This is a genomic window from Thioalkalivibrio sp. ALE22, assembly GCF_000381445.1.
Lineage (GTDB): Bacteria > Pseudomonadota > Gammaproteobacteria > Ectothiorhodospirales > Ectothiorhodospiraceae > Thioalkalivibrio.
The window spans coordinates 192,013-215,622 of sequence record NZ_KB906500.1 but is presented as its reverse complement, the minus strand read 5'-3'; the positions used below and the strand labels follow the sequence as shown (position 1 = coordinate 215,622).

18 protein-coding genes and 1 tRNA gene are annotated in these 23,610 nt (G+C 68.0%); 7 read left to right on the top strand and 12 right to left on the bottom strand.

Annotated elements, in window-relative coordinates; translation table 11 throughout:
- Window positions 1–43 precede the first annotated feature (43 nt).
- Both F793_RS0102680 and F793_RS0102675 read right to left on the bottom strand, forming a co-directional pair.
- Window positions 44–856 carry an OmpA family protein gene (locus F793_RS0102680; protein ID WP_018882068.1) on the bottom strand — a complete coding sequence of 271 codons (813 nt, stop codon included), beginning with the start codon at window positions 854–856 and terminating at the stop codon, window positions 44–46.
- A gap of 3 nt (window positions 857–859) precedes the next feature.
- Window positions 860–1,702: a motility protein A gene (locus F793_RS0102675; protein WP_018880617.1), complete on the bottom strand. Its 843-nt coding sequence runs from the start codon at window positions 1,700–1,702 to the stop codon at window positions 860–862.
- A 133-nt stretch (window positions 1,703–1,835) separates the two neighbouring features.
- Here F793_RS0102675 and F793_RS0102670 point away from each other — a divergent pair, with 133 nt between their 5' ends.
- The 4 genes from F793_RS0102670 (at window position 1,836) to F793_RS0102655 (ending at window position 7,047) form a co-directional block, all read left to right on the top strand.
- Entirely contained in the window at window positions 1,836–2,426 is a 591-nt protein-coding gene (locus F793_RS0102670) for a LemA family protein (protein ID WP_018866351.1), read from the top strand.
- Window positions 2,427–2,439: 13 nt separating this feature from the next.
- Entirely contained in the window at window positions 2,440–4,407 is a 1,968-nt protein-coding gene (locus F793_RS0102665; RefSeq protein ID WP_018882069.1) for a M48 family metallopeptidase, read from the top strand.
- A gap of 56 nt (window positions 4,408–4,463) precedes the next feature.
- Window positions 4,464–4,550 (top strand) — tRNA-Leu (locus F793_RS0102660).
- Between the two features lie 334 nt (window positions 4,551–4,884).
- Window positions 4,885–7,047 (top strand): diguanylate cyclase, encoded by a 2,163-nt coding sequence (locus F793_RS0102655; RefSeq protein WP_018882070.1) that lies wholly within the window; start codon window positions 4,885–4,887, stop codon window positions 7,045–7,047.
- On the opposite strand, the gene mnmD is transcribed toward F793_RS0102655, so the two are convergent.
- The 4 genes from mnmD to F793_RS0102635 all read right to left on the bottom strand — a co-directional run bounded on the left by mnmD (window position 7,017) and on the right by F793_RS0102635 (window position 12,311).
- Entirely contained in the window at window positions 7,017–8,822 is a 1,806-nt protein-coding gene (gene mnmD / locus F793_RS0102650; protein ID WP_018882071.1) for a tRNA (5-methylaminomethyl-2-thiouridine)(34)-methyltransferase MnmD, read from the bottom strand. The genes F793_RS0102655 and mnmD overlap by 31 nt on opposite strands.
- A gap of 124 nt (window positions 8,823–8,946) precedes the next feature.
- Complete coding sequence (locus tag F793_RS0102645; RefSeq protein ID WP_018880621.1) at window positions 8,947–10,455, bottom strand: peptidoglycan DD-metalloendopeptidase family protein; 1,509 nt, start codon at window positions 10,453–10,455, stop codon at window positions 8,947–8,949.
- Between the two features lie 99 nt (window positions 10,456–10,554).
- Window positions 10,555–11,337: an ABC transporter permease gene (locus F793_RS0102640; RefSeq protein ID WP_018879128.1), complete on the bottom strand. Its 783-nt coding sequence runs from the start codon at window positions 11,335–11,337 to the stop codon at window positions 10,555–10,557.
- Complete coding sequence (locus F793_RS0102635; RefSeq protein ID WP_018875500.1) at window positions 11,334–12,311, bottom strand: ABC transporter ATP-binding protein; 978 nt, start codon at window positions 12,309–12,311, stop codon at window positions 11,334–11,336. Before F793_RS0102635 ends, F793_RS0102640 begins: the two co-directional genes overlap by 4 nt.
- 118 nt (window positions 12,312–12,429) lie before the next feature.
- Here F793_RS0102635 and F793_RS0102630 point away from each other — a divergent pair, with 118 nt between their 5' ends.
- Window positions 12,430–13,815, top strand: a complete 1,386-nt coding sequence (locus tag F793_RS0102630) for a M17 family metallopeptidase (RefSeq protein WP_018866344.1) — start codon at window positions 12,430–12,432, stop codon at window positions 13,813–13,815.
- A gap of 56 nt (window positions 13,816–13,871) precedes the next feature.
- Here the strand turns inward: F793_RS0102630 and F793_RS0102625 are convergent, their stop codons facing one another.
- Complete coding sequence (locus F793_RS0102625; RefSeq protein ID WP_026280222.1) at window positions 13,872–15,299, bottom strand: Glu/Leu/Phe/Val dehydrogenase; 1,428 nt, start codon at window positions 15,297–15,299, stop codon at window positions 13,872–13,874.
- Between the two features lie 56 nt (window positions 15,300–15,355).
- Between F793_RS0102625 and dusA the strand changes: the two genes are divergently transcribed.
- Window positions 15,356–16,345: a tRNA dihydrouridine(20/20a) synthase DusA gene (dusA, locus tag F793_RS0102620; RefSeq protein WP_018882072.1), complete on the top strand. Its 990-nt coding sequence runs from the start codon at window positions 15,356–15,358 to the stop codon at window positions 16,343–16,345.
- Window positions 16,346–16,366: 21 nt separating this feature from the next.
- On the opposite strand, the gene F793_RS0102615 is transcribed toward dusA, so the two are convergent.
- Window positions 16,367–17,539, bottom strand: a complete 1,173-nt coding sequence (locus tag F793_RS0102615; RefSeq protein WP_018882073.1) for a cupin domain-containing protein — start codon at window positions 17,537–17,539, stop codon at window positions 16,367–16,369.
- A gap of 11 nt (window positions 17,540–17,550) precedes the next feature.
- Window positions 17,551–18,918, bottom strand: a complete 1,368-nt coding sequence (gene purB, locus F793_RS0102610; protein ID WP_018882074.1) for an adenylosuccinate lyase — start codon at window positions 18,916–18,918, stop codon at window positions 17,551–17,553.
- A gap of 118 nt (window positions 18,919–19,036) precedes the next feature.
- Between purB and F793_RS0102605 the strand changes: the two genes are divergently transcribed.
- Window positions 19,037–20,422 (top strand): lyase family protein, encoded by a 1,386-nt coding sequence (locus tag F793_RS0102605; protein ID WP_026280841.1) that lies wholly within the window; start codon window positions 19,037–19,039, stop codon window positions 20,420–20,422.
- A 27-nt stretch (window positions 20,423–20,449) separates the two neighbouring features.
- On the opposite strand, the gene F793_RS0102600 is transcribed toward F793_RS0102605, so the two are convergent.
- The 3 genes from F793_RS0102600 to F793_RS0102590 are packed head-to-tail and all read right to left on the bottom strand — an operon-like array spanning window position 20,450 to window position 23,597.
- Complete coding sequence (locus F793_RS0102600; RefSeq protein WP_018875493.1) at window positions 20,450–22,399, bottom strand: bifunctional diguanylate cyclase/phosphodiesterase; 1,950 nt, start codon at window positions 22,397–22,399, stop codon at window positions 20,450–20,452.
- 29 nt (window positions 22,400–22,428) lie between these two features.
- The gene (locus F793_RS0102595; protein ID WP_018882076.1) at window positions 22,429–23,268 is read right to left on the bottom strand and encodes an HDOD domain-containing protein; all 840 of its coding nucleotides are present in this window, start codon (window positions 23,266–23,268) and stop codon (window positions 22,429–22,431) included.
- Complete coding sequence (locus F793_RS0102590) at window positions 23,268–23,597, bottom strand: hypothetical protein (protein WP_018882077.1); 330 nt, start codon at window positions 23,595–23,597, stop codon at window positions 23,268–23,270. Before F793_RS0102590 ends, F793_RS0102595 begins: the two co-directional genes overlap by 1 nt.
- Between the last annotated feature and the right edge of the window lie 13 nt (window positions 23,598–23,610).

Below are 23,610 nucleotides of genomic sequence, written 5' to 3'. Positions count from 1 at the left end.
AGTGGCCCTGCGGGCTCGCGGAATGCGGGTGGGGCGTCGGGTATCAGTTCGCTTCGGCCTCCAGGATCAGTGACACGCGACGATTCTCGGCGCGCCCACCCGGTTTCTCGTTGCCGGCCACTGGCAGTGTGTCGGCGCGCCCGACCGCGCGCAGCCGCGAGGGCTCCAGCCCCTGCGCGACCAGGTGCCGCACGACGCTGCTGGCGCGCGCCGCGGACAGTTCCCAGTTGGAGGGGAAGCGCTCGGTCGCGATGGGGACGTTGTCGGTGTGCCCCTCTACGGTGATGAGGCCCGGGTGGTCCGCCAGGATGGTCAGCAGTCCTTCCAGGAGCGTTGCGCCGTCCGAGCGCAGATCGGCCTGGGCGGTGGCGAACAGGATCTCGTCGCGGATGCGCAGTTCCAGACGGCCGGGTTGCTCGACGATATCGACCCCCTCCGGGGCCCGATCCCGCAGTTGATCGGCATCGGCGCCGGTTCGGGTTGTTTCGGCGGACGTTTCGGGAGTCGCCGGGTCCTCGGCGGTGCCGTCGTCGAGGTCGGCAAGACCGAGCAGCGTGGGGTGGACCAGGGGCTCCACCAGCGCGCTGCGGTCGGGATGCGCCAGCGCGACGGGGCTGGCGGACACCGCGCGGGGATCGTCGTCGCGCGGGTCCATGAAGGTCAGCAGGATCACGAAGACGACGATGACCAGGGTCAGCACGTCGAGGTAGGTGAGGATCCAGGCGTGTTCGTCGTCGCGCTGGCGTTCGCCGGGGTAGGAGGCGAGAAATGCCTGTTCCGGGCGGGTCGCCGCGTGGGCGTCCATTTCGGCCTGCAGCGCGGCGCGCTCCGAGGTGGAGTAGGCGGGGCCGGGCATGGTTCAGCGACGCTCGTTCGACGGGTCCGGGTCCCGTGGGTCCGCGGCGGGTTCTTCGTCCCCGTTGGTGGGGGCGGCCTGGCGGATTTCGTCGCTGTGGTTCTCCATGAACGAGCGCAGGGTCTCGCGGATGTATCCGGGCGAACGACCCTTGCGCATGAGCATGATGCCTTCCAGCACCATGGTCATGAGGACCACGCGTTCCTCGGTCCGTCGCTCCAGCTTGATGGCGATGGGGCGAAACACCAGGTTGGCCAGCAGGATGCCGTAGAAGGTGGTGATCAGCGCGATGCCGAGGTTGACCGCGATCACGGTGAAGTCGTCGCTCTCGGTCGTCAGGAGCAGGTTGATCAGCCCGATCAGGGTGCCGAGCATGCCAAAGGCCGGGGCATAGGTGGCCATGGTCCGGAACATCTGGGCGTCGGCCTGTTCGCGGGCGCGCAGGCGGGCCATGCGCCAGTTCAGCAGGTCGGAGACGTCGTCCATCGGGGTGTCGTCGATGACCAGCTGGATGCCGGTGCGCAGGAACGGGTTGCGGATCTGGTCCAGGCGGTCCTGGATGCGCTGCAGGTTCTGGGAGAACCAGTAGCGCGAGACCTGCACGATTTCCTCGAGGTCCTGGCTGGCGTCGTAGCGTTCCTCGCGGACCGCGTTGGCCCCGGCGCGGAAGACGCGCATGACCTCGTGGAAGGGGTAGCTCATCAGAGTGGCCGCGATGGTGCCGCCCACCACGATCCCCAGTCCCGGCAGGTTCAGGAAGGCGTCGAGGTCCTGGGAGGAGAACGCGATGACACTGCCGAACACCAGCAGGCTGCCGAGGATGCCGAGCAGGGTGGAGAGATTCATGCGAGGTTCCGAGGATGGCCTGGCGCAAGGATAATGCACGGCGGCGGTTGCCGTCTGCGCCCGAGAATCCGCTCGCGGGGGACCCGTCCGCCGCGTACACTCGGCCGGGTAAACCGCAAAGGAGCTTTGCACGATGGATACGAAGTGGGTGGTGCTGGCGATTCTGGTCCTGCTGGTGGTCTGGGGGGTATGGACGTACAACCGGCTGGTCACATCGCGCAACCGGTACAAGAACGCGTTTGCCCAGATCGATGTGCAGCTGACCCGGCGCTACGACCTGATCCCCAATCTGGTGAAGGTCGCCGAGCGCTACATGAGCCACGAGCGGGATACCCTGGAGGCGGTCATCCAGGCCCGGAATCAGGCCCAGCAGAGCCTGCAGGAGGTGGCCGGCGACCCGACCAACGCGGAGGCCGTGCGCAAGCTGTCCAGTTCGGAGCAGGGGCTGTCCGGCGCCCTGGGGCGGCTGTTTGCGCTGTCGGAGGCCTATCCGGATCTGAAGGCCAACCAGAACATGATGCAGCTGTCGGAGGAGCTCACCAGTACCGAGAACCGAGTGGCCTATGCCCGTCAGGCCTTCAATGACGCGGTCATGCAGTACAACATCCTGCGCGAGATGTTCCCGAACAGCCTGATTGCCAACAATCTGGGCTTCCGTCCGGCGCAGCTCCTGGAGATTGAGGATCCGCAGAAGCGCGAGGCGGTCGAGGTGAATTTCTCCTGATGGCCCGGGCGATATGAACTTCTTCGAGCATCAGGACCGGGCCCAGCGACGCACCCGCTGGTTGCTGTTCCTGTTCGGACTGGCGGTGCTGGCGATCGTGCTGGTGATGAACGCCATTGTGCTCGTGCTTTTCGGGCAGGCCGAGCCGGTGGCGGCGGGGGAACCCTGGCTGACCCGGGAATTTCTGGCGCGCAACGTCGAGGTGATGGTCTGGACCAGCGTGCTGACGATCGGGCTGATCGGGGTCGGCAGCCTCTATCGCACCCTGGGGCTGCGCGATGGCGGCGGGGCCGTGGCCCGCGAGCTGGGTGGCACCCGGGTGGACGGCGATACCCGCGACCCGTTGCGGCGGCGCCTGATGAATGTGGTCGAGGAGATCGCGATTGCCTCCGGCGTGCCTGTGCCGGAGGTCTATGTGCTGGAGCAGGAGGCCGGTATCAACGCGTTTGCCGCGGGGTACTCGCCGGACGACGCGGCCATTGCCGTCACGCGCGGGGCCCTGGAACAGCTGGATCGCGACGAACTGCAGGGGGTGGTGGCGCACGAGTTCGGGCATGTCCTGAACGGCGATATGCGCCTGAATATCCGCCTGATGGGGATGTTGTTCGGGATCCTGGTGATGGCGCTCATCGGGCAGCGCGTGCTGCTGGCCATGCGCCTGTCGCGCAACAACCGCAACGCCGGGGGCATTGTTGCGGCGGGTCTGGCGTTGATGGTGGTGGGCTATATCGGGCTGTTTTTCGGGCGCTGGATTCGCGCCTCGGTCTCGCGCCAGCGGGAGTACCTGGCCGATGCCTCGGCGGTGCAGTTCACGCGTCAGCCGTCCGGCATTGCCGGTGCCCTGAAGAAGATCGGGGCCGGACACACTGCGTTGCGCGCCGATACCGAGGAGGTGGGGCACATGCTGTTCGCCTCCGGCGCCCTGGGCCAGATGTTCGCGACCCATCCGCCGCTGGTGCGGCGCATCCAGGCCATCGAGCCCGGGTTCCAGCCGGAAGAACTGGAGACCATCCGCGAACAGATGGAGCGGGATGCGCAAACCCGTCGCAGGGAACAGGAGGCGCAGGCCGAGGCGGAGGCGCGCGAGCGCGAACAGCCGCGCGAGTCGGGTAATATGCTGCTCAATCCGGAACGCCTGATGGAGAACATCGGGGATCCGGGCCTGGCACAGATCCTGGGCGCCGGACTGTTGGTCGCGGCGATGCCGGGACCACTCGAGCGCGCCGCGCATTCCGATGCCTGGGCCGTGGAGGTGTTGCTCTATCTGCTGATCAGCGCCGACCCCGAGGTGCGGGATCACCAATTGCTGCGGATCGCCGCGAAGCGGGGCGGAGAGAGCGAGTCGCGTGTGCGTACCTTGCTGGACGCTGCGCCGGACCTGCGGCCGGATCTGCGGATCCCGCTGCTGGAGATGAGCTTCCCGGCCGTGCGCCATCGTCCGTCGGAGGAGCGCCAGGCGCTGGAGACGCTGATCGACGAACTGGTCCGGGCTGACGGCCGGGTGTCGGTCTTCGAATACGCCACCGGGCGGCTCCTGCGGCGTCAGCTGCGCGACCTCGATCAGCCGGCCCGCGCCCGCCCGGGTGGACGGGATCGCCTGGAACGCCACGAACGCCATGCGCGAAGTGTGCTGGCCGTGCTCGCCCATCACGGTCATCCGGAGGACTCCGAGGGGGCGCGAGAGGCGCTACGAGCGGGCCATGTCGCCCTGGGCATCGCAGATCCGGCGAAAGACGTGTTGGATACGGCCCTGGAGGCCGCTGCCGACGCGGCGGCCTGGGCGGATGAGCTCGATCGCGCCCTGGAGGCGCTGGACGCACTGCGTCCGGCCGACAAGCAAAGGCTGGTCACGGCAATGCTCGCCACCATCACCCATGGCGGGCAGACGGTGATCGCCGAGGTCGAGCTCCTCCGGGCGATCGCGGCGTCCCTGCACGTGCCGTTGCCAGTCGCGGAGATGCCGGCCGCGGAAGCGGAGTAGGCCCCGCCGGGTTCGGGTGCGGCATCGTGGCACGCACGGTATGATGCGGCGGCTCCGGGGGCGTGGCGGAACTGGTAGACGCATCGGACTTAAAATCCGCTGGCCGCAAGGCCGTGCCGGTTCGATTCCGGCCGTCCCCACCAATCCCAGATCGTTCCGCTCGGCGGGCCCCTTGGCCACGGTGCCGAGCGAGCAGTGGTCGCTGGACCGGCGGCCAACCCGCCCACGTACGGGCGAGCGCCCGGCCGCTTCATGCGGGGGCCGGGTTGGCCCGTGTGAGCGGGGCGTCAGCGGGGCATTTCCGGAGCCGTTTCGGTTTGCCCCCCGTTGGCGCATAGTAGAACCCTGTGCGCCCGCAAAAGACCCGGCATGAGCCCACCACCGGACACCTCGGAAGCTTCCGATGCCCAAAACGCCGCCCGTGACAGCGCTCCGTCGTCGCGGGCCCGCACCACCGAACCGTATGTGCGGGGCCCGATGGTGGCCGCGCTGTTCGCGGCGCTGCTGTTCGCCCTGCTTTTTCTGGCCATCGACCAGGGCTGGAAGCAGCAGATGGCCGAGCGTTATGAGCAGTCGCTCGCGACCGAGGCGAACAGCCTGCGCTCCCGCCTGGAGAGCGTGCTGAATGCGTCGGTGCACGCCACCATCGGGCTGGCGGCCTACGCCTACGTCCATCCGGAGTTGAACGAGGAGGAGTTCGCCCGCGCCGCGGAACGGCTTTACCGGGGGCAACCCGATCTGATCCGGTCGCTGACGCTGGCACGCGGCGAGGTGCTGGAGCTGGTCTACCCACGGGCCGGTAACGAGGGCGCGATTGGGCTCAACCTGGCCGAGCATCCCCAGCAGTCCGCGTCCTTCCATCGCGTGCTGGAGAGCCGCGAGACCGTGGTCGCCGGGCCCTGGCCGCTGGCCCAGGGCGGCCGCGGGCTGCTGGTGCGGGCGCCGGTCCTGACCGAAGCTGAGGACGAGGACGTGTCGGGTGCCGCCAACCCGTGGAGCCTGTCGAGCATCGCGCTCGATTTCGACACCCTGCTGCGGCAGGCCGGGTTGGTACCCGGCTCGGAGCGCCTGAAGCTGGCCCTGCGCGGCCGCGACGGGACCGGTGCCGAGGGCGAGGTGTTCTACAACCCGCAGGCGCTCGACGTCGAATCGGCGCCATTACAGCTCGATGTGACGTTTGCCGGGGGGCAGTGGCGGCTGCTGGCAAAGCCGGTCCCCAGCCCGTCCGCCACGGCCCGCCCCGCCGCCTGGTGGGTCCTGGGCGCAGTGGGCCTGATGGCGGTCAGCGGATATACCTTCCGCATTGGCCAGGGGATGCGGCAGCGCCGCGAGGCCCTGAGCCGCTACCAGGCCCTGGTCAACCGCCTGGAGGACGCGACGCTGGTCGTGGCCGGGCGACGCGTTCTGTGGGCCAACCCGGCCTTCGCGCGCATGACCGGGGTGTCGCCGAACCCCGGGCAGGCCCTGGCCACACTGGATGTGATCCATCCGGCGGATCGTCCGCGTCTGCCCCCCGATCTCGATTTCACCCGCGCCGCGGTGCCGGAGGAGCCCCGGGGGCGCGAGATCCGTGTGAAGGCTGCGGACGGGGATCAGCGTTTTCATCTGTTGCGCTGGGTGCCGATCGACTGGGACGGGCAGCGGGCCTGTCTGCTGAGCTTCGTCGACGTGCACGAGAATCGCATGCTGTTCAATGCCCTGAGCGAGGCGCGGGACCTCCAGGACGCCCTGTTCGAGGCCATGCCCGGCGATGCCCTGGTGATCGATGCGTCCGGGCTGGTGCGGCGGGTGTTCGGCGAGGCGCGCCATGGCCGCGACCCGCACACCACGGCCGTGGGGCATACCCTGGCCGAGTTGTTACCCCCCGAGGTGGCGGAGCGGTTCTCCGATATCGTGCAAAGGGCCCTGCGCGAGGGGGCGATGCAGGAACTCGAGTACCGTCTGCAGGCCAGTGCGTTCCATGCGGGCGAGCCGGGGGTGGCAGCGGACGAGACGCGTTGGTACGAGGCGCGGGTCCGTCCGATTCACACGCCGTTCGAGGGTTCCGCGGCCGTGGTCTGGCATGCCCTGGACGTGACCGAGCGCAAGCAGCTGGAGGAGCGCATGCAGGCGCTCGCGTGGGAGGACCCGCTGACCGGCACCGCGAACCGGGCCGCGCTGGACCGCGCGTTTCCCCGCCTGGCAGCCCGGGCCGACCGCAAGGAGGGTCAGCTGGCGCTGCTGTTCATCGACCTGGATCGCTTCAAGCCGGTGAACGATCAGTACGGCCACGCGGTGGGCGACGAGTTGCTGCGGCTGCTCGCCAGGCGTCTGGCCGGCAGCCTGCGCACGGATGACCTGCTGGTTCGCCTGGGCGGGGACGAGTTCATCGTATTGAGTGCCCCGCTGCACCACGCGGAGGAGGCAACGCGGCTGGTCGAGCGGCTGCAAGAGGCCTTCCGTGAGCCCTTTGAGCTGCACCCCGGGCATATGGATACCGTGGAGGTGAGCCTGTCATGCAGCATCGGCGTCGCCTTCTATCCGGGTGACGGACAGCGGCTCGCCGACCTGATGATGGCCGCGGATCATGCGATGTACCGGGTGAAGGCGGCGGGCCGCAACGATGTGGCCTACGCCTCGTCGGAGGCTCCCGGGGCCTGACCCGCGTGTCGGGCGGGGTCCAGCCGCGCGGCGGTAGTGGTCTCCAGAGGTTCGATGAGGCCCAGCCAATGGTCGACCAGCCACTCGGCGGCCAGGGGTGCGTACAGCAGGCCGCGTGAGCCATGCGCGAGGTTGAGCTGGACGCGGCCGCGCGCGTCCATTCGGCTGGGCCCGACCAGGGGCAGGCGATCGCGGACCACCGCCCGTTCGCCGGCCCAGTGGTCCAGGACCTGGGTGGCGGGATCGTCCAGGCCGGGCACCCAGGCCAGGTGGCGAAGGTTTGCCGCGTCGTCCGTAGCCAGGAGGGTGTCGGCCTGACGGATGCCGGGGCCTTCCGTGCGCCGGTAGGTCGCGCCGATCCATGCTGTTTGGTCGGGGGACGGGATGCAGTAGCCCTGTCCGGTGGCGACGAACCCGCCCCAGTCGGGCAGGGTGGCCGCCACTCGGGTCATCTGGCCGGTGACCGTCGAGACCGCCCCGTGTTCGGGGCTCAGGGGCGCCCCCTGACCGGCGCCATTGGCCAGCACAACGGCGTCGAATGACTCCCGGCCGTACTCCGTCTCCAGTTGGACCGCCTCCTGGCCCGGAGTCAGGTGGATGTGCGTGACAGCCTCTGCGCGGGGCGCCGGCAGGCTGCTGGCAAGGGCACGACAAAGAGCGGCCATATCCACCGCCAGGCCCTCGGGGTAGTACAGATGCGGGGCGTCGGTGCATCCCGGGCCCGCCGGATCAAAGAGCAGCCCGGTCGCTTCGCTGCCGGCTTTGAGCAGACGGGTCACCCGTTTCTTCCCGTGGGCGCTGATGCCGTGGAAGGCGACGCCGGAGGCCAGCTGCAATACTTCCCCCGTACGGGCCTCCAGTTCGTTGATCAGGGTCCGGGTCCTGCGCATCCCGGCCAGGGCCAGGCGGTTCAGGTCGGCATCGCGCGGGTGCAGGTTGGGCAGCAGCACGGCGGCCGGGTTGCCGGACGCACCGCCGGCGACCCCGGCGGGGTCGAACAGAGTGGTGAGGATGCCGCGACGTTCCAGCGCGTGCGCGCTGGCCAGCCCGGCCAGTCCGGCCCCGACGACGGCCACGTGGCGGGGCGCCCGCGGTGCCGACGGCGCCGGTTCGGCGGACGGCGCGCGGAGAGCCCCGGTCAGGCGCTCGCGCTTGCGTCCGTGGCCCGGGACCCGCCGGACCGTGAATCCGACACCCTCCAGATCGCGACGGACCTGGCCCGCGGCGGTGTAGGTGCCGAACGTGGCGCCGGGCGCGGACAGCCGGGCGATCTGGCGAAAAACGCCGGTGTTCCACAACGCGGGATTGCTGCGCGGCGCGAAGCCGTCCAGGAACCAGGCATCGATCCGGCCGCGCACGCCCGCGAGCATTGGCGCGGCGTCGCCCAGGCCCAGGGTCAGGGTGGCGCGCGCCCCGGGGAATTCGATCCGGTGCAGTCCCGGCACCGGGGGCGGGTACTGCGCGCGCAGGGCGCGGCTGTCGGCATCGTCGAGCCCGAGGTGTTGGTGCAGGGTGGCGAGGTCTTCCGGCGAAAGGGGGTGTGCCTCCAGGCTGAGCAGCGAGAGGAAGGCATCGGGCGGGGCGTGCCGGCGCCATTGCTCCAGCGCCAGCAGCAGGTTCAGCCCGGTCCCGAAGCCGGTTTCGCCGATCGCGAAGTGGCGGCAGCCGGAGAACCGCTCCGGCAGGCTGTTGGCCTCGAGGAAGACCTCTTGCGCCTCTGCGCGCGGCTGGCTCGATCCAAAATAGCCGTCGCCGTAGTCGACAGCAAAGGGCATGCCGTCGCGCCAGTCAAGACGCGCCCAGTCGAGCAGGGGAGACAAGGGAGAGGAGGCCACCACGCAATCAGGACCCCGGCGATGAACGCAAGGCGCGCACCGCCGGGACTCTCGGATCAATCCCTCAACGGGTCAGCTCTTCGAACGAGGTGAAGGCGACCTGCTGGTTGCGCACCCCGTTGTCCAGCTGGGCCAGCAGTGTCTGGCTGATGGACTTGAAGCGGTCGAGTTCGTCGCCTTCCAGGGCATCGCTCTCCGGGAGCTCCACGCGCATCGGGTTCTGCGGCCGGTTGTTCACGTGGATCTCGTAATGCAGGTGGGGCCCGGTGCTGCGGCCGGTGTTGCCGGACAGGGCGATACGGTCACCGCGCTCCACGGTCTGCCCGGGGCGTACCAGCTGTCGCTGCAGATGGAGGTAGCGCGTGGAGTATCCCTGGCCGTGCTCGATGACGATGAAGCGCCCGGCGTAGGGGTGATTCTCCACGCGGGTCACGCGGCCGTCGGCCGGCGCGAGGATGGGCGTGCCCACCGGCATGGCGAAGTCCGTACCGTGGTGGGGGGCCACACGGCCGGTGACCGGATGGCGGCGGCGGGGATTGAAACTGGAACTGATGCGGTAATTGCCCGCAAACGGGCGGCGGTCGAATGGCGGCAGCAGGCTCTCGCCCTCGGGCGTGTAGAACCGGCCGTTGACGTTGCGGGCGGCGCGGATCTCGATGCGTTCGCCTTCGTAGTCGAAGGCGAGCAGGCGGAGGTTGTGCGGGGTGTCGTCGCCGACCAGCGTCTCCTGTTCCACCAGCAGGGTGAACTGGTCACCGGTACGGGCATGGGTACGCACGGGCAGGTAGCGGTCGAGCAGTACGGCCAGGGCGTTGGCCGCCCCCGGGGAGATATCCGCGCGTTCGCTCAGCGCGGACGCGATGTTCCCGTCGATCTCGGCGCTGATGATCAGATGGCTGACCTCGCGGCCATTCTCGACCTCGCCGCGTTCGAAGTCCCAGCCCTCGGACTCGCGGATCCACTCGTGCCCGCTGGCGCGGGAGGTCCAAAGGCGCATGCGGGTCAGATAGCCCTCGTCGTCCACCTGCCACTCGATCTCCTGGCCGGGACGCACACGGTTCAGGATGGAGGCGTTCTCGTCATCATCCAGCAGCCGATAGAGCGTCGCGAGGGGAAGCTCCCATTCGCGTTCCCAGAGCCCGGTCAGGCGCTCGCCATCCTTCAGCGTATGGCTGTGCCATTCGTCCTCGGTCGCGTCCGCCTCGACGGCGCTATCGCCCTCACCGTCGAGGTCGAAGGTTTCGTATGAGGTGGGCGCCTCCGCGTCCGGGTCGATGGGGTCGTCGTGGTAGCCGGTGCTCGGGTCGTCCAGCATGTCGGTGGCAAAGGCGACGGTCTGCGCGCCCGTATCGAACGACGCCGACGGTGCCGGGCTGATCGACGCGCCTCCGGCCGGGTGGTCCGGGCGTGCGAGGGACAGCTTGGCGACGGGGAGCGGGTTGCCGGCACCGATCTGGAGCGGCTGGGAGGTCTCGGCGGGCTGGGAGGCGAGCAGGAGGCTGGTACCCACCAGGATGGCGAGTCCGGCGGTGCCCGCCAGAAAGAAATGCGATGTCTTTCTGTTGTAACCCATATGGCCCTTGCCCCGGAGAGTTTCCGCTTTATACCACGTTTTTTCGGGCAATAAACACCGTCGGAAGCCGCTTTCCGGCGGTTTCGCCGGGGCTGGGCGTCAGGATCGGATTCCGACGCCGCGATTGAGCAGGATCAGTGCCACGGAGTAAAGGACGGCGATGAAGCCCGCGATGATGGCGAAGGACATGGCCACGGGGAAGTCGCTGTGGCCGAGACTGCCGTAGCGGAAGGCGTCCACCATGTACAGGATGGGGTTGAGCATCGACACGCCCTGCCAGAACTCCGGCAGCAGGCTGATCGAGTAGAACACCCCGCCCAGGTACGTCAGCGGCGTGAGCACGAAGGTCGGGACGATCGCGATATCGTCGAAGGTACGGGCGAAGACACCATTGATCAGCCCGGCAAGGGCGAACAGGATCGACGTCATCAAAACGATAACCAGCATGACCGGGGCGTTGTGCACGCTGAGCGGACTGAAGAACAGCGACACCAGCAGGACGGCCACACCCACCGCCAGGCCGCGGGCCACGCCGCCGAAGACGAAGCCGAGGATGATCACGCTGTTGGGGATCGGCGAGACCAGCAACTCCTCGATATGGCGCTGGAACTTGGAACCGAAGAAGGACGAAACCACATTGGAATAGCTGTTGGTGATCACGGCCAGCATGATCAGGCCGGGCACGATGAAGTCCATGTAGCGATAGCCTTCCATGTCGCCGATGCGCTCGCCGATCAGGCCACCGAAAATGATGAAGTACAGGGCCGTGGTGATCACCGGCGGCAGCACCGTCTGCACCCAGATGCGGGCGAAGCGCAGCACCTCCTTGGTGACGATGGTGCGGAAGGCGGTCCAGTAGTGACGCAGGTGGGTACTACTCATGCCTGGTTCTCCGGCTGCTCGCTGGCGCCGCTGGCACCCGGCGTGAGGTGACTGGGGCTCTGGCCGTTGCGGGTCATGCGGATGAACAGTTCCTCCAGGCGGTTGGCCTTGTTGCGCATGCTCTGAACGCGGATTCCGGCCTGATCCAGGACCCGGAACAGATCGTTCAGGTGCTGGCCGCGGCGGATGTCGGCCTCCAGCGTGAGCTCGTCGACCTGGCGCAGGGCCACCGGCGCATCCTCGGGGAGGCCCGGGGGCGGTTCGCTGAGATCCAGGACCATGGTCTCCGTCTCGAGCTTGGCGAGGAGCTGCTTCATCGTGGTGTTCTCGATGATGCCGCCGTCATCGATGATCGCGATGTTGCGGCAGAGCGTCTCCGCCTCCTCGAGATAGTGCGTGGTCAGGATGATGCTGCGTCCGTCGGTGTTGATACGGGTCAGGAAGTCCCACATGGAGCGGCGCAGTTCGATATCGACGCCGGCGGTGGGTTCGTCCAGGATCAGCAGCCGCGGTTCGTGCACGAGGGCGCGCGCAATCATCAGCCGGCGCTTCATGCCCCCGGACAGCGTACGCGCCATGTCCTTGCGCTTTTCCCACAGGCCCAGCTCGTTCAGGTAGTGCTCGCAGCGCTCCCAGGCCTCGCGCCGGGGGATGCCGTAGTAGCCCGCCTGGTTGACGACGATCTCGCCGATCGGCTCGAAGTTGTTGAAGTTGAACTCCTGCGGGACCAGCCCGATGGAGCGCTTGACCGCCTGCAGGTCGGTGTCCAGGTCGTGACCGAAGACCTTGACCGTGCCCGCGGTCTTGTTGATTAGCGAGGTGATGATCCCGATGGTGGTGGACTTGCCGGCCCCGTTGGGGCCCAGCAGGGCAAAGAAGCTGCCGGGCGCCACCTCGAGGTCGATCCCCTTGAGGGCCTCGAATCCGTTCTTGTAGGTCTTCTTGAGCCCGCGAATCTCCAGCGCTGGCGTCATCGTCACATCCTGTAGGGCCCCGGCACACGGAACCGTGCACCGGCTGAGTGGGTACGATCCCGGGGGATCGACAAGATGCGTATTATGGCCGTTTTGGATCGATTTCGAGGAAAGCCGCGTGGATTCTGTCTTTGTTGCGTCGTCCGAAACCGCTGTCCCGCTGATCCCGGTCAGCCGCGAGTCACTCCCGGTCCGCCTGGAGGCCGCGCCGGAGAGCTGGCGCAAGTGGGTCGAGGCCTCCGGCTTCGAGGCGGAGCCGGGCGCGATCCTGCGTATTCCCGACGCGGACGGCGGGCTGGCGGCAGTTCTGGCCGGGTTCGACGCCGAGACGCCGATCTGGATGCTGGCCGCGGCGGCGGAGACACTGGGCAGCGGCGACTATCGTCTGGAGACGGACTTTCTCAACGCCGACGTCCAGAACCTCGCCGCCATCGGCTGGGGCCTGGGGCGCTACCGCTTTGACCGCTACCGCGAACCGCAGGAACGCACGCCACGGCTGGTCTGGCCGGAAGACGCCGACCCGGCCCGGGTTCAGGCCTTTGTCGAATCGATCGGCCTGACCCGCGACCTGATCAACACCCCCGCCGCCGACATGATGCCGGCCAACCTGGCCCTGCAGGCCCGGGATCTGGCTGAGGCCTTCGGTTGCAGCCTGCATGTCGTGAGTGACAGCGACAAGCTGGAACAGGACTTCCCCTGCATCCACGCGGTGGGTGCGGCCAGTGACCACGGCGCGCGGGTGATCGAGCTGACCTGGGGGCCGCCGGATGCCCCGTCGCTGGTGCTGGTGGGCAAGGGCGTGTGCTTCGATTCGGGCGGGCTGAACCTGAAGCCCGGGAATTCCATGCGTCAGATGAAAAAGGACATGGGCGGGGCGGCCATCGCGCTGGGTCTGGCCCGCCTGATCATGGCGCAGGCGTTGCCTGTGCGCCTGACCGTGCTGATCGGCGCGGTCGAGAATGCCATTGGTGCCGGGGCGTTCCGCCCGGGCGATGTCCTGACCGCGCGCAACGGCAAGCGCATCGAGATCGACAACACCGATGCCGAGGGGCGGCTGGTGCTGGCCGACCTGCTGGATCGGGCGGGATCGTTCCACCCCGACCTGCTGGTGGATTTCGCCACGCTGACCGGTGCCGCGCGCGTGGCCGTGGGGACCGAGATCAGCGCCTGTTTCACCGAGGACGAAGGCTGGGCCCGGGCGCTGGTCGAGCCGGCTCGGGAATGGGACGATCCGGTGTGCCAGTTGCCCCTGCATACCCCGTATCGCTACATGCTGGACAGCGACGTGGCCGACATCGTGAACAGTTCCAGCAGCGGTTACGCCGGTGCGATCACTGCGGGGCTCTTCCTGAAGGAATTCGTCCCCGAGGACACGACCTGGCTGCACTTCGACATCATGGCCTTCAACGATCGGGCTCGGCCGGGCCGGCCCAAGGGCGGCGAGGCGATGGGCCTGCGTGCCCTGTTCGCGGCGCTGGAGTCGCGGTACGGGCCGGCGGGTTAGGGGCATGGGCAGGGGAGGGAATTCCCCGGATCCCCTGCGTTCGCGGAGCGTGTGGGTCAGATGAGCTTGAGGTCGCTGCGGGCGCGGATGATCTTGCGCAGGGCGATCAGATAGGCGGCGGTGCGGTAGTCGAGTACCTCGCCGTTGCTTTCCACCTCGCGGACCTCGTGCATCTCGCGGAACGCCTCGCGCATGGTGTCCTCGAGGCCGGAACGAACCAGATCGATCTCCTCGGCACCGCGAACCACCGCGTCGCGAATCCATTCCGGGATGCTCTCGTTGGTCATCATCTCGATGGCCGTCACGATGTGCTGGCCCTGGGACTGGTCGTAGCGCCGCTCCAGGCGCCCGAAGCGCATGTGCGACAGGTTGCGCACCCATTCGAAGTAGGACACGACGACACCACCGGCATTGACGTAGACGTCCGGCAGGATCGTGATCCCGCGGGCCCGCAGTGCCTGGTCGGCCTCCCAGGTGCAGGGCCCGTTGGCGGCCTCGGCGATCAGCCGGGCCTGGATGCGGTCGGCGTTGCCGCGATGGATCGCGCCTTCCAGCGCCGCCGGGATCAGGATGTCGCATTCGCGTTCCAGGATGCGGTTGCCGTCGCGCTCGAACTCGACGCCGGCAAAGCCCTCCATGGTGCCGCTGCGGCGGACGTAGTCGTGCAGCGCCTCGACGTCGATACCGTCTTCGGAGTACACGCCGCCATCGCTCTTGATGACGCCGACGATCTTCGCGTGATCGTCCTGCTGCAGGAAGCGCGCGGCATAGTAGCCGACGTTGCCGAAGCCCTGAATGATGATGCGCTGTTCGCCCAGGCCACCTTCGAACCCGGCCTCGCGGGCGGCCGAGCCCTCGCGAAAGAACGCCTGTAGCGCGTACTGCACACCGCGTCCGGTGGCCTCGAGACGCCCGACGATGCCCCCCAGCTCCACGGGCTTTCCGGTCACCGAGGCGGCGTGATCGAGATCTTCCGGATGCCGTTCGCGGTAGGTCTCCATGATCCAGGCCATCTCGCGCTGGGAGGTCCCCACATCGGGGGCCGGCACGTTTTGCGCGGGGCTGATGTAGTCACGCTGGATCAGTTCGTGGGCGAAGCGTCGGGTGATGCGCTCCATCTCCCACTCGTCGTATTTCTGCGGATCGATCCGAAGCCCGCCCTTGGAGCCCCCGAAGGGGATGTCCACGATGGCGCATTTGTAGGTCATCAGGGCCGCCAGGGCCTCGGCGTGCTGCTGATCCATGGTCGGGGAGAAGCGCAGACCGCCCTTGGATGGCAGGCGATGCGCGGAGTGCACCGCGCGCCAGCCCTTGAATACTTCGATGCGGTCGCGAAAGCGGATCGGAAAGCTGACCTGAATCACCGAGTCGCAGGACTTCAGGGCCTCGCGCGCCCCCTCGGGGAGTTCGAGGTAGGCCATGGCCCGGTCGACCATGTGTGAGACACTATCAAGAAAGGTTTCAGGGACTTCGCTTTCCGACATGACGGCAATCCTTTATGGCTTTGCGAGGCGGCCTGCGCGGCACGGGGGCTTCGCGTATGGGTGACGCGGGCCACTTTCCCGACCCGCGGTTCTCGGTTGCACCGATGATGGACTGGACGGACACCTGGTGTCGCCGGTTCCATCGGCTGCTGACCCGGCGGGCATTGTTGTATACCGAGATGGTGCATGCCAACGCGGTGATCCATGGCGATCGCGACCGCCTGCTCGGCTTTGCCGCGGAGGAACACCCGATCGCGTTGCAGCTGGGCGGGTCGGACCCGGCCACGCTGGCGCAGGCGGCACGCATCGCGGCCGATCGCGGCTTCGACGAGATTAACCTGAATGTGGGTTGTCCCTCCGACCGCGTCCAGTCCGGCGCGTTCGGCGCCTGCCTGATGGCGGATCCGGGGCTGGTGGCCGACTGTGTGGCGGCGATGCGCGACGCGGTGGAGGTCCCGGTAACCGTCAAGCACCGCATCGGCATCGACGACCAGGACTCCGAGGCCGACCTGCATGCCTTCGTGGAACAGGTCGCCGCGGCCGGCTGCCGGGTGTTCGTGGTGCACGCGCGCAAGGCCTGGCTGCAGGGGTTGAGCCCCAAGGACAACCGCGATGTCCCGCCGCTGGACTACGCCCGCGTGTACCGCCTGAAGGCGGAATTCCCCCATCTGACCATCGTGCTGAACGGCGGGCTCGATGATGTATCGGGTGCCCGGGCCCATCTGGAGCAGGTGGATGGCGTGATGTTCGGACGCAAGGCCTACCACGAGCCCTGGAGCCTCTCCGTGGTGGACCGGCTGTATTTCGATGCGGACCAGGACCCGACGCGCGAGGGGGTGCTGGAGGAGCTCCTGGAGCTGGCCGAGGGGATGCGGCGAGACGGTGTGCCGCTGGCACGCCTGACCCGGCACATTCTGGGGCTGTTCCACGGGGAGCCCGGAGCCCGGCAGTGGCGGCGTGTCCTGACCGAGGGGGCCCATCAGCCCGGTGCCGGCCCGGAGCTGATCGAGCGCGCCGCCCGGGCTTGTCTGCCCCGGGCGGCCTGACGCCTCACACCGTACAGGCGGCTACTCGGCGGGCGTCTCCGGGGCGATCCAGCCCGCCTCGAGCCCGTCCGCCAGGATCTGGCGGATCGCGGGGATCGCCTCCTCCCATTCCGCGACGCTGAGCGTCTCCGCGCGGCAGAACGTCTCCAGGACCTCAGGCGCGACGAGCTGTGCGGGATAGTCATTGCCACCGACGCACAGGACCGGGCCGTCGGGGCCCTGGAACCACGCGCGGCGGATACCGGGGTGGAGGAAAAAGCGTTCCGCAACCCCGGCACGGGCCGCGATCCCGGGGTCTTCGGGAGCGAGCTCGACATTCCCGGCGGGACGGGTCAGGAAGCGGCCAAGATAGGCGTCCAGGTCGTGGTCCTCCGCGGCGAGCAGGGCGCGCAGGGCCTCGCGCAGTTCCCCTCGATCCGCGGAGGGGAGTTCGGCGGGGCAGGTGGCCGGGTGACGCCCCGGATCCTCGAAGCGGGCCTGATCCCCGATCACGTTCGCGCGCTCCTCGAGGAAGCCGGTCAGGACGTCGAGGATGGTCGGGGCGCGAAAACCGACCGACCAGGTCATGCACTGCGCATCCAGGGACAGGCCGTAATGCGGCAGACCGGGCGGCAGATAGAGCAGGTCGCCGGGGCCCAGCTCCCAGGTCTCGCTCGGGTGGAACTCGCGCAGGATGGCGAGCGGCAGGTCGTCGTGGCAATCCAGCGATCCCGGTGGGTCCTGGATCTGCCAGCGGCGGCGTCCCGCGGCCTGGAACAGGAACACATCGTACTGGTCCACATGCGGCCCGACGGAGCCCCCGGGCGGGGCATAGGAGATCATCAGGTCGTCCCGGCGCCAGCGCGGGATGAAGTCGAAACGGGCGAGGAAGTCCGACCCGCCGGGCCAGAAGCGTTCCACGTCGGTGATCAGCAGGGTCCAGTCGCGCGCGGGCAGCTGCCCCAGGTGCTCGGCGTCGAAGGGGCCGTACTCCACGTCCCAGTCCTGGCGGTCGACATGCCCGCGGACGATGCGGCTGGCGGCATCCGGATCGGTCGCCAGGCCGGCAAGATCGTCGGGCTCGATGGGATTCTCGAAACCCGGGACCGCATTGCGCACGAGCAGCGGGCGTTGCTGCCAGTAGTCGCGCAGAAACTCGGCGGTCGTGAGCCCGCCAAGCAGGACCAGCGGTTGGTTCGGATCCGGGGCCGCCATGCCGTGCGGGATCAGAGGTCGCGCGCGAGCTTCTCGGCGATGCCGGTGTAGGTCCCCGGCGTCAGCTCGCGCAGGCGCGCGCGGGCCTCTTCCGGGATCTCGAGGCCGTCGATGAAGGCCGCCAGGGCCTCGGGCGTAATGCGCTGCCCGCGGGTCAGTTCCTTGAGCTTCTCGTAGGGCGACTCGATGCCGTAGCGACGCATCACGGTCTGGACCGCCTCGCCCAGGACCTCCCAGTTCTGGTCCAGGTCTTCCGCCAGGCGGCCGGGCTCGATCTCCAGCTTCCCGAGGCCGCGATCGAAGGCCTTGTAGGCGATCAGCGACCAGGCGAACGCCAGGCCGATGTTGCGCAGCACGGTGGAGTCGGTCAGATCGCGCTGGAAGCGCGACACCGGCAGCTTGCCCGCGAGATGATCGAACAGGGCATTGGCCAGGCCGAGGTTGCCCTCGGCGTTCTCGAAGTCGATCGGGTTGACCTTGTGCGGCATGGTCGAGGAGCCGACTTCGCCGGCCACAACCTTCTGCTTGAAGTAGCCCAGCGAGATATAGCCCCAGATGTCGCGCGCCGCATCCAGCAGGATGGTGTTCGCGCGCATGAAGGCATGGAACAGCTCGGCGAGGAAGTCATGCGGCTCGATCTGGGTGGTGTGGGTATTCGGTTCCAGCCCCAGGCCCTCGATCATTCGCCGCGACAGGGCCGGCCAGTCGACCTCCGGGTAGGCCACGCTGTGGGCATTGAAGTTGCCGACCGCGCCGTTGATCTTGCCGCGGCAGGCGACGGCGGCGATCTCGTCGCGCTGGCGCTCCAGACGCGCGACCACGTTGGCCAGTTCCTTGCCCATGGTGGTGGGGGAGGCCGGCTGGCCGTGGGTGCGCGCGAGCATCGGTTGTTCGGCGAAGCGTTCGGCAAGCGTGCGCAGGGGGGCGAGCACGCTGTCCAGGGCCGGCAGCATCACCTGGTCGCGGGCCTCGCGGACCATCACGCCGTAGGCGAGGTTGTTGATGTCCTCGGAGGTGCAGGCGAAGTGCACGAACTCGATCTGGCTCTGCAGGTCGGCGCGGTCCGCCATCTGTTCCTTGATGTAGTACTCGATCGCCTTCACGTCGTGGTTGGTGGTCGCCTCGATCTCCTTCACCCGGGCGCCCGCGACCTCGTCGAAGCCGAAGGCGATCTCATCGAGGAAGGCACCCGCCGCGTCGGTCAAGGCCGGCACCTCGGGGATAGCCGGCTCGGCGGCCAGGGCCTTGAGCCAGGCGATCTCCACGCGCACGCGGGCCTGCATCAGGCCCTGTTCGGAGAAGTAGGGCGCCAGGTCGCGGGTATGGCGCGCGTAGCGGCCGTCGACAGGGCTGATCGCAGTCAGGGGGCTCGGGGACATGGGCATTCCGGGGTCGGGTTCGAGTCAGGCGGCGCAGTATACTAAGGCGTTCAGTTGCAATACAGCATCGCGCCGGGGAGACCCCGGTTACCGGCGCGGACCCAACCAGGAGAACGGCATGTCGAAGCCCGCAATGCGTCAGGAACAGGACAGTCTCGGACCGGTGGCGGTCCCGGAGCAGGCCCTGTGGGGCGCCCAGACCCAGCGTGCGGTGGACAACTTCCAGATCGCCGGACGCCCCCTCCCGGCGGCCTTCATTCGTGCCCTGGCGCAAACCAAGGCGGCCTGTGCCGAAGCCAATCAGGCGCTGGAGCAGCTGCCGGCGGAGGTGGCCGGGGTCATTGTCGCGGCCGCCGAGACCATCGCCAGTGGCGAACATGCGGATGCCTTCCCGGTGGATGTCTACCAGACCGGATCGGGCACCAGTACCAACATGAACATGAACGAGGTGATCGCGCGCCTGGCCTCCAGCGAGGCCCTGCCGATCCACCCCAATGACCACGTGAACCGTTCCCAGAGCTCGAACGACGTGATCCCGACCGCGTTGCACGTGGCGGCATCGACCCAGCTGGAACAGGAACTGATCCCGGCGCTGCGTCACCTGATCGCCACCATCGCGCGGCGCGAGGGCGAACTGACCGCGATCGTGAAGACCGGGCGCACCCACCTGATGGACGCGATGCCGGTGCGCATGAGCCAGGAGTTGTCTGGCTGGCGCACGCAGCTGGAGCTGGATGTCGAACGCCTGCGCGCGACCCGCGACCGGGTAAACCGGCTGGCGATCGGTGGCACCGCGGTGGGTACGGGGATCAATGCCCCGGCTGCGTTCGGCGAGCGTGTGGCACAGCGCCTGGCGGAACGCACCGGCATTGCCTTCGAGCGCGAATCCAACGGGTTCGCGGGGCTCGCCAGCCAGGACACGGCGGTGGAACTGTCGGGGCAGCTGCGCACCACGGCCACCAGCCTGATCAAGATTGCCAACGACCTGCGCTGGATGAACTCCGGTCCGCTGGCGGGGCTGGGCGAGATCGCGCTGCCGGCCCTGCAACCGGGCAGCTCGATCATGCCGGGCAAGGTGAATCCGGTGATCCCGGAGGGCGTCATCATGGCCGCGCAGCAGGTGATCGGTCTGGATGCGGCGATCGCGGCCGCCGGGCAGGGCGGCAATTTCCAGTTGAACGTGGGATTGCCGATGATCGCCGACAATCTGCTGAATCAGACGGGCCTGCTGGCGCGTGCGGCCGGGCATCTGGCGGACCGCGCCATCGCGGGGTTCACCGTGAACGAGGCGGTCGTGCGCGCCGCCCTGGACCGCAACCCCATCCTGGTGACGGCGCTGAACGCGGAGATTGGCTACGAGGCCGGTGCGCGTATCGCCAAGGAGGCCTACGCGACCGGACGGCCGATCGTCGAGGTGGCGGCGGAACACACCGACATCCCGCGCGAGCGCCTGCAGGCCCTGCTGGACCCCGCGAACCTGACCGGCCCGACGGACGAAGCCTAGAGAGACGCTGTGGGGATAAAGGCGGGGTCAGGCGGTCGCGAGCGGTAGCGCCACCTCTGGACGGAGCAGCTCGCGGAAGTCGGCAAACGGGACGGGGTGCGAGTAGAAGTAGCCCTGGGCCGTGTGGCAGTCGAGGTCCTGCAGGATCTGCGCCTGGCGCTCGGTCTCCACGCCTTCGGCGATCACGTCGAGCCCCAGGGTGCGGGCCATCAGCACGATCGCGCGCACGATCTGCGCATGCTCCTCGCCGTGGTCGAGATCCTTCACGAAGGAACGGTCGATCTTCAGGGTGTCGGCCGGCAACTGCTTGAGCTGCATCAGCGAGGCGTGGCCGGTGCCGAAGTCGTCGACGGCCAGGGACATGCCAACCTGGCGCAGGCGCTGGAAGACGCGCGCGGCACCCTTGGGGTCATCCATGATGCTGGTCTCGGTCAGCTCCAGCTCGATGCAGCGGGTGGGGATGCCGGCCTCGCGGATGATGCGATGGAAGCCGCCGGCCAGATCCGGCTGGCGCAGCTGGCGGGCGGAGACATTGATCGCCACCCGCGGGAGCTCGTCCTCCGCCGCGCGCAGGGATTGCAGGTCGCGGCAGACCTGGCGCAGCACCCATTCCCCGATCTCCTCGATCAGGGTCATGTCCTCGGCCAGTTCGATGAAGTGACCGGGCGGCAGCAGGCCCAGCTTCGGGTGCTGCCAGCGGATCAGGGCCTCGGCTCCGATGACGCGGCCGGTCGCGAGCTCCACCTTGGGCTGGTAGTGCAGCACCAGCTGCTCGTTGGCAATGGCCTGGCCCAGTTCGTTCTCCAGCTCGAAGTGACGGAAGGTGCGGGCGTTGAGGTCCTGGGTATAGAACCGGAACCCGTTGCGCCCACGCTGCTTGGCCTCGTACATCGCGGCATCCGCGTTGCCCAGCAGGGTGTCCGCGTCCTCGCCGTCGTAGGGGTACACCGCGATACCACAGGACACGCTGCTGACCACCGGCTGATCGAAGATCTGGCGCTCGGTTGCCGTCTTGCGGACGACGTCGGTGACCAGGCGGACGATACCCTCCAGCCCCTGGCTGTCCTCCACGAGGATGCCGAACTCGTCGCCGCCCAGGCGCGACAGGGTGGTGCGCAGGTGGCGACCGGAACGCTCGCGCGCATGGTCCAGCAGTTCGGAGAGGTCCTGCGCGACCTTGCGGATCAGCTCGTCGCCGGCGCGATGGCCGAGGGAGTCATTGGTGCGCTTGAAATTGTCGAGGTCCAGCAGGATCAGCGCCACGTGACCGGCGGCGCCGGCATGGCGCTCCATGGCCTGTGACAGGCGGTCGCTGAACAGCATGCGATTGGGCAGGTTGGTCAGCGAGTCGTGCGACATGTGGTGCAGCAGTTCGCGCGACTGGCGCTCGGTGATCCGCTGCAGGGCCTTCTGGCGCCGATCCATCATCTGGAACAGGTCGGCGCTCTCGAGGGCATAGGCGGTATTGAAGAGCACCATGGTCAGGGTCGACAGGATCATCTCGTACCGCTGCAGCTCCGACTGCCGGAAGCGGGCGACGAACATCCCCCGAATCCGGGTGCGCGTGGAGATCACGTGGAGCATGACGCTCTCGCCGTCGACCGGCGAGGGGAGGCAGACCGGGTGATTCTGATGCAGCGCCCAGGAGAACTGCCCGTCGCGGATCAGCTGTTCCACGGTGTCCGCGAGGTCCGGCTCCAGCTCCTCCGGGCGCTCCTGGTAGGCGAGATTGAAGGAGCAGTCGTTGTCCAGCACGTAGACCGCCATGTCCTGTGCCGGCAGAAGCCGACGAATGGACTCGATGCTGTTCTGGATGATCAGCTCGGGGCTGCGGTTACGGTCGGTGTCGCCAAAGATCGCCGTGGTCGAGGCGAGCACGTCCATCGCGTAGGCGTTGGCCTCCAGGGCCTCCTCGAGGAAACGGATGCGCTCATGGAGGGCATTCACCTCCTCGGGCGTGCGATACGATGGGCTCATGCAACAGCGTCCTTTGCCTGCATACGGGCTCAGTCGAGGAGGATCGCCTGCATCTGGTCCAGATGCTTGCGGGCGTGGCCGATGATGTCTTCGTAGACCGGCATCTCCAGGCCGATCCGGTCGAAGGTCTCGGGGCTCACCGGGGGCACGAAGCGCTCGCCGGACGATCCCAGGCGCAGCGAATTCGCGATGCTGTCGGCGACGTGCACGATCGCGGTTTCCACCGGGAAGGCGCGTGCCTCCTTCGGGGCATGGTGGTAGCGCGTGGCCTCCACCTGGGCCGGGGCCATGCCCCATTCCTCCAGCAGGGCGGAGCCGATGGCGGCATGATCGAAGCCGAGCAGCTCGCGTTCGGCCTCGAACAGCAGGCACTGCTCGCGTTCGCGGATATTGATCAGTTCCTCGGTGCGGCTGCCCAGGCGCAGGAACAGCAGCAGCCGCCCCAGGTCGTGCATGATGCCGTAGAGGTACAGCCGTTCGATGTTGGCCTCGCGGCGGAACCGTGCGATGGAGCGGCTGAGCACGCCGACCGCAATGCTGTGTCGCCAGAACGACTCCATGTCGACACCGATGACCGGCAATCCACGGAAATGCTCGATGACGATTGTCGACAGCACGATCTGGCGCATCTGCTGCAGGCCGATGATGGAGACCGCGCGGTGCAGGGTGTCGATGGGCTCGGGAAAGCCGTACAGCGAGGAGTTCGCCATGCGCAGCGTCTTCGCGGCAATGGTGGGGTCCAGCTCCACTGCCTCGGTGATCCCGGCGACGTTGGCCGTGGGATCGCTAAGGCGGGTGAAGATCGTGTTGTAACTGCCGGAAAAGCTGCACAGCGAGTCGTCCTGCTCGAGGAACTCGGCGACGGTCATCATGCACCTCGGGACCGGTGCCCGCGGCGCATCAGCTCATCCAGCAACTGCTCGCGGGCGAGCTGGTGGAACCCGTCCATGGGGTGGGCGTTCACGTCACAGTGGCGGAAGCGCTCGGACAGGATGGTATCGGCCTGTTCCTCCATCTCCGGCGTGGGCCGGACATCGGGCGGGAGCTCCACAGGCTCGTCCTGACCGTCATTGGCCGCTGCCTGCTCGTCCTCGACCACCTCGACCGTGCTGATGCCCCAGGACAGCAGCACGCGGATCTGCTTGTCCTGCAGCACCATGCCGGCGGGGATCAGGAGACGGCCGGAGCGGTCATGCACGGCGGTCGCCAGT

Bases quoted from the DNA above. Each gene is read 5' to 3' on its own strand.
- F793_RS0102595 (WP_018882076.1), bottom strand. From the start codon at position 23,268: ATGACCGTCGCCGAGTTCCTCGAGCAGGACGACTCGCTGTGCAGCTTT.
- F793_RS0102625 (WP_026280222.1), bottom strand. From the start codon at position 15,299: ATGTCGGAAAGCGAAGTCCCTGAAACCTTTCTTGATAGTGTCTCACAC.
- mnmD (WP_018882071.1), bottom strand. From the start codon at position 8,822: ATGCCCTTTGCTGTCGACTACGGCGACGGCTATTTTGGATCGAGCCAG.
- F793_RS0102640 (WP_018879128.1), bottom strand. From the start codon at position 11,337: ATGAGTAGTACCCACCTGCGTCACTACTGGACCGCCTTCCGCACCATC.
- F793_RS0102615 (WP_018882073.1), bottom strand. From the start codon at position 17,539: ATGGCGGCCCCGGATCCGAACCAACCGCTGGTCCTGCTTGGCGGGCTC.
- dusA (WP_018882072.1), top strand. From the start codon at position 15,356: ATGGGTGACGCGGGCCACTTTCCCGACCCGCGGTTCTCGGTTGCACCG.
- F793_RS0102670 (WP_018866351.1), top strand. From the start codon at position 1,836: ATGGATACGAAGTGGGTGGTGCTGGCGATTCTGGTCCTGCTGGTGGTC.
- purB (WP_018882074.1), bottom strand. From the start codon at position 18,918: ATGTCCCCGAGCCCCCTGACTGCGATCAGCCCTGTCGACGGCCGCTAC.
- F793_RS0102665 (WP_018882069.1), top strand. From the start codon at position 2,440: ATGAACTTCTTCGAGCATCAGGACCGGGCCCAGCGACGCACCCGCTGG.
- F793_RS0102600 (WP_018875493.1), bottom strand. From the start codon at position 22,399: ATGAGCCCATCGTATCGCACGCCCGAGGAGGTGAATGCCCTCCATGAG.
- F793_RS0102645 (WP_018880621.1), bottom strand. From the start codon at position 10,455: ATGGGTTACAACAGAAAGACATCGCATTTCTTTCTGGCGGGCACCGCC.
- F793_RS0102675 (WP_018880617.1), bottom strand. From the start codon at position 1,702: ATGAATCTCTCCACCCTGCTCGGCATCCTCGGCAGCCTGCTGGTGTTC.
- F793_RS0102605 (WP_026280841.1), top strand. From the start codon at position 19,037: ATGTCGAAGCCCGCAATGCGTCAGGAACAGGACAGTCTCGGACCGGTG.
- F793_RS0102655 (WP_018882070.1), top strand. From the start codon at position 4,885: ATGGTGGCCGCGCTGTTCGCGGCGCTGCTGTTCGCCCTGCTTTTTCTG.
- F793_RS0102635 (WP_018875500.1), bottom strand. From the start codon at position 12,311: ATGACGCCAGCGCTGGAGATTCGCGGGCTCAAGAAGACCTACAAGAAC.
- F793_RS0102680 (WP_018882068.1), bottom strand. From the start codon at position 856: ATGCCCGGCCCCGCCTACTCCACCTCGGAGCGCGCCGCGCTGCAGGCC.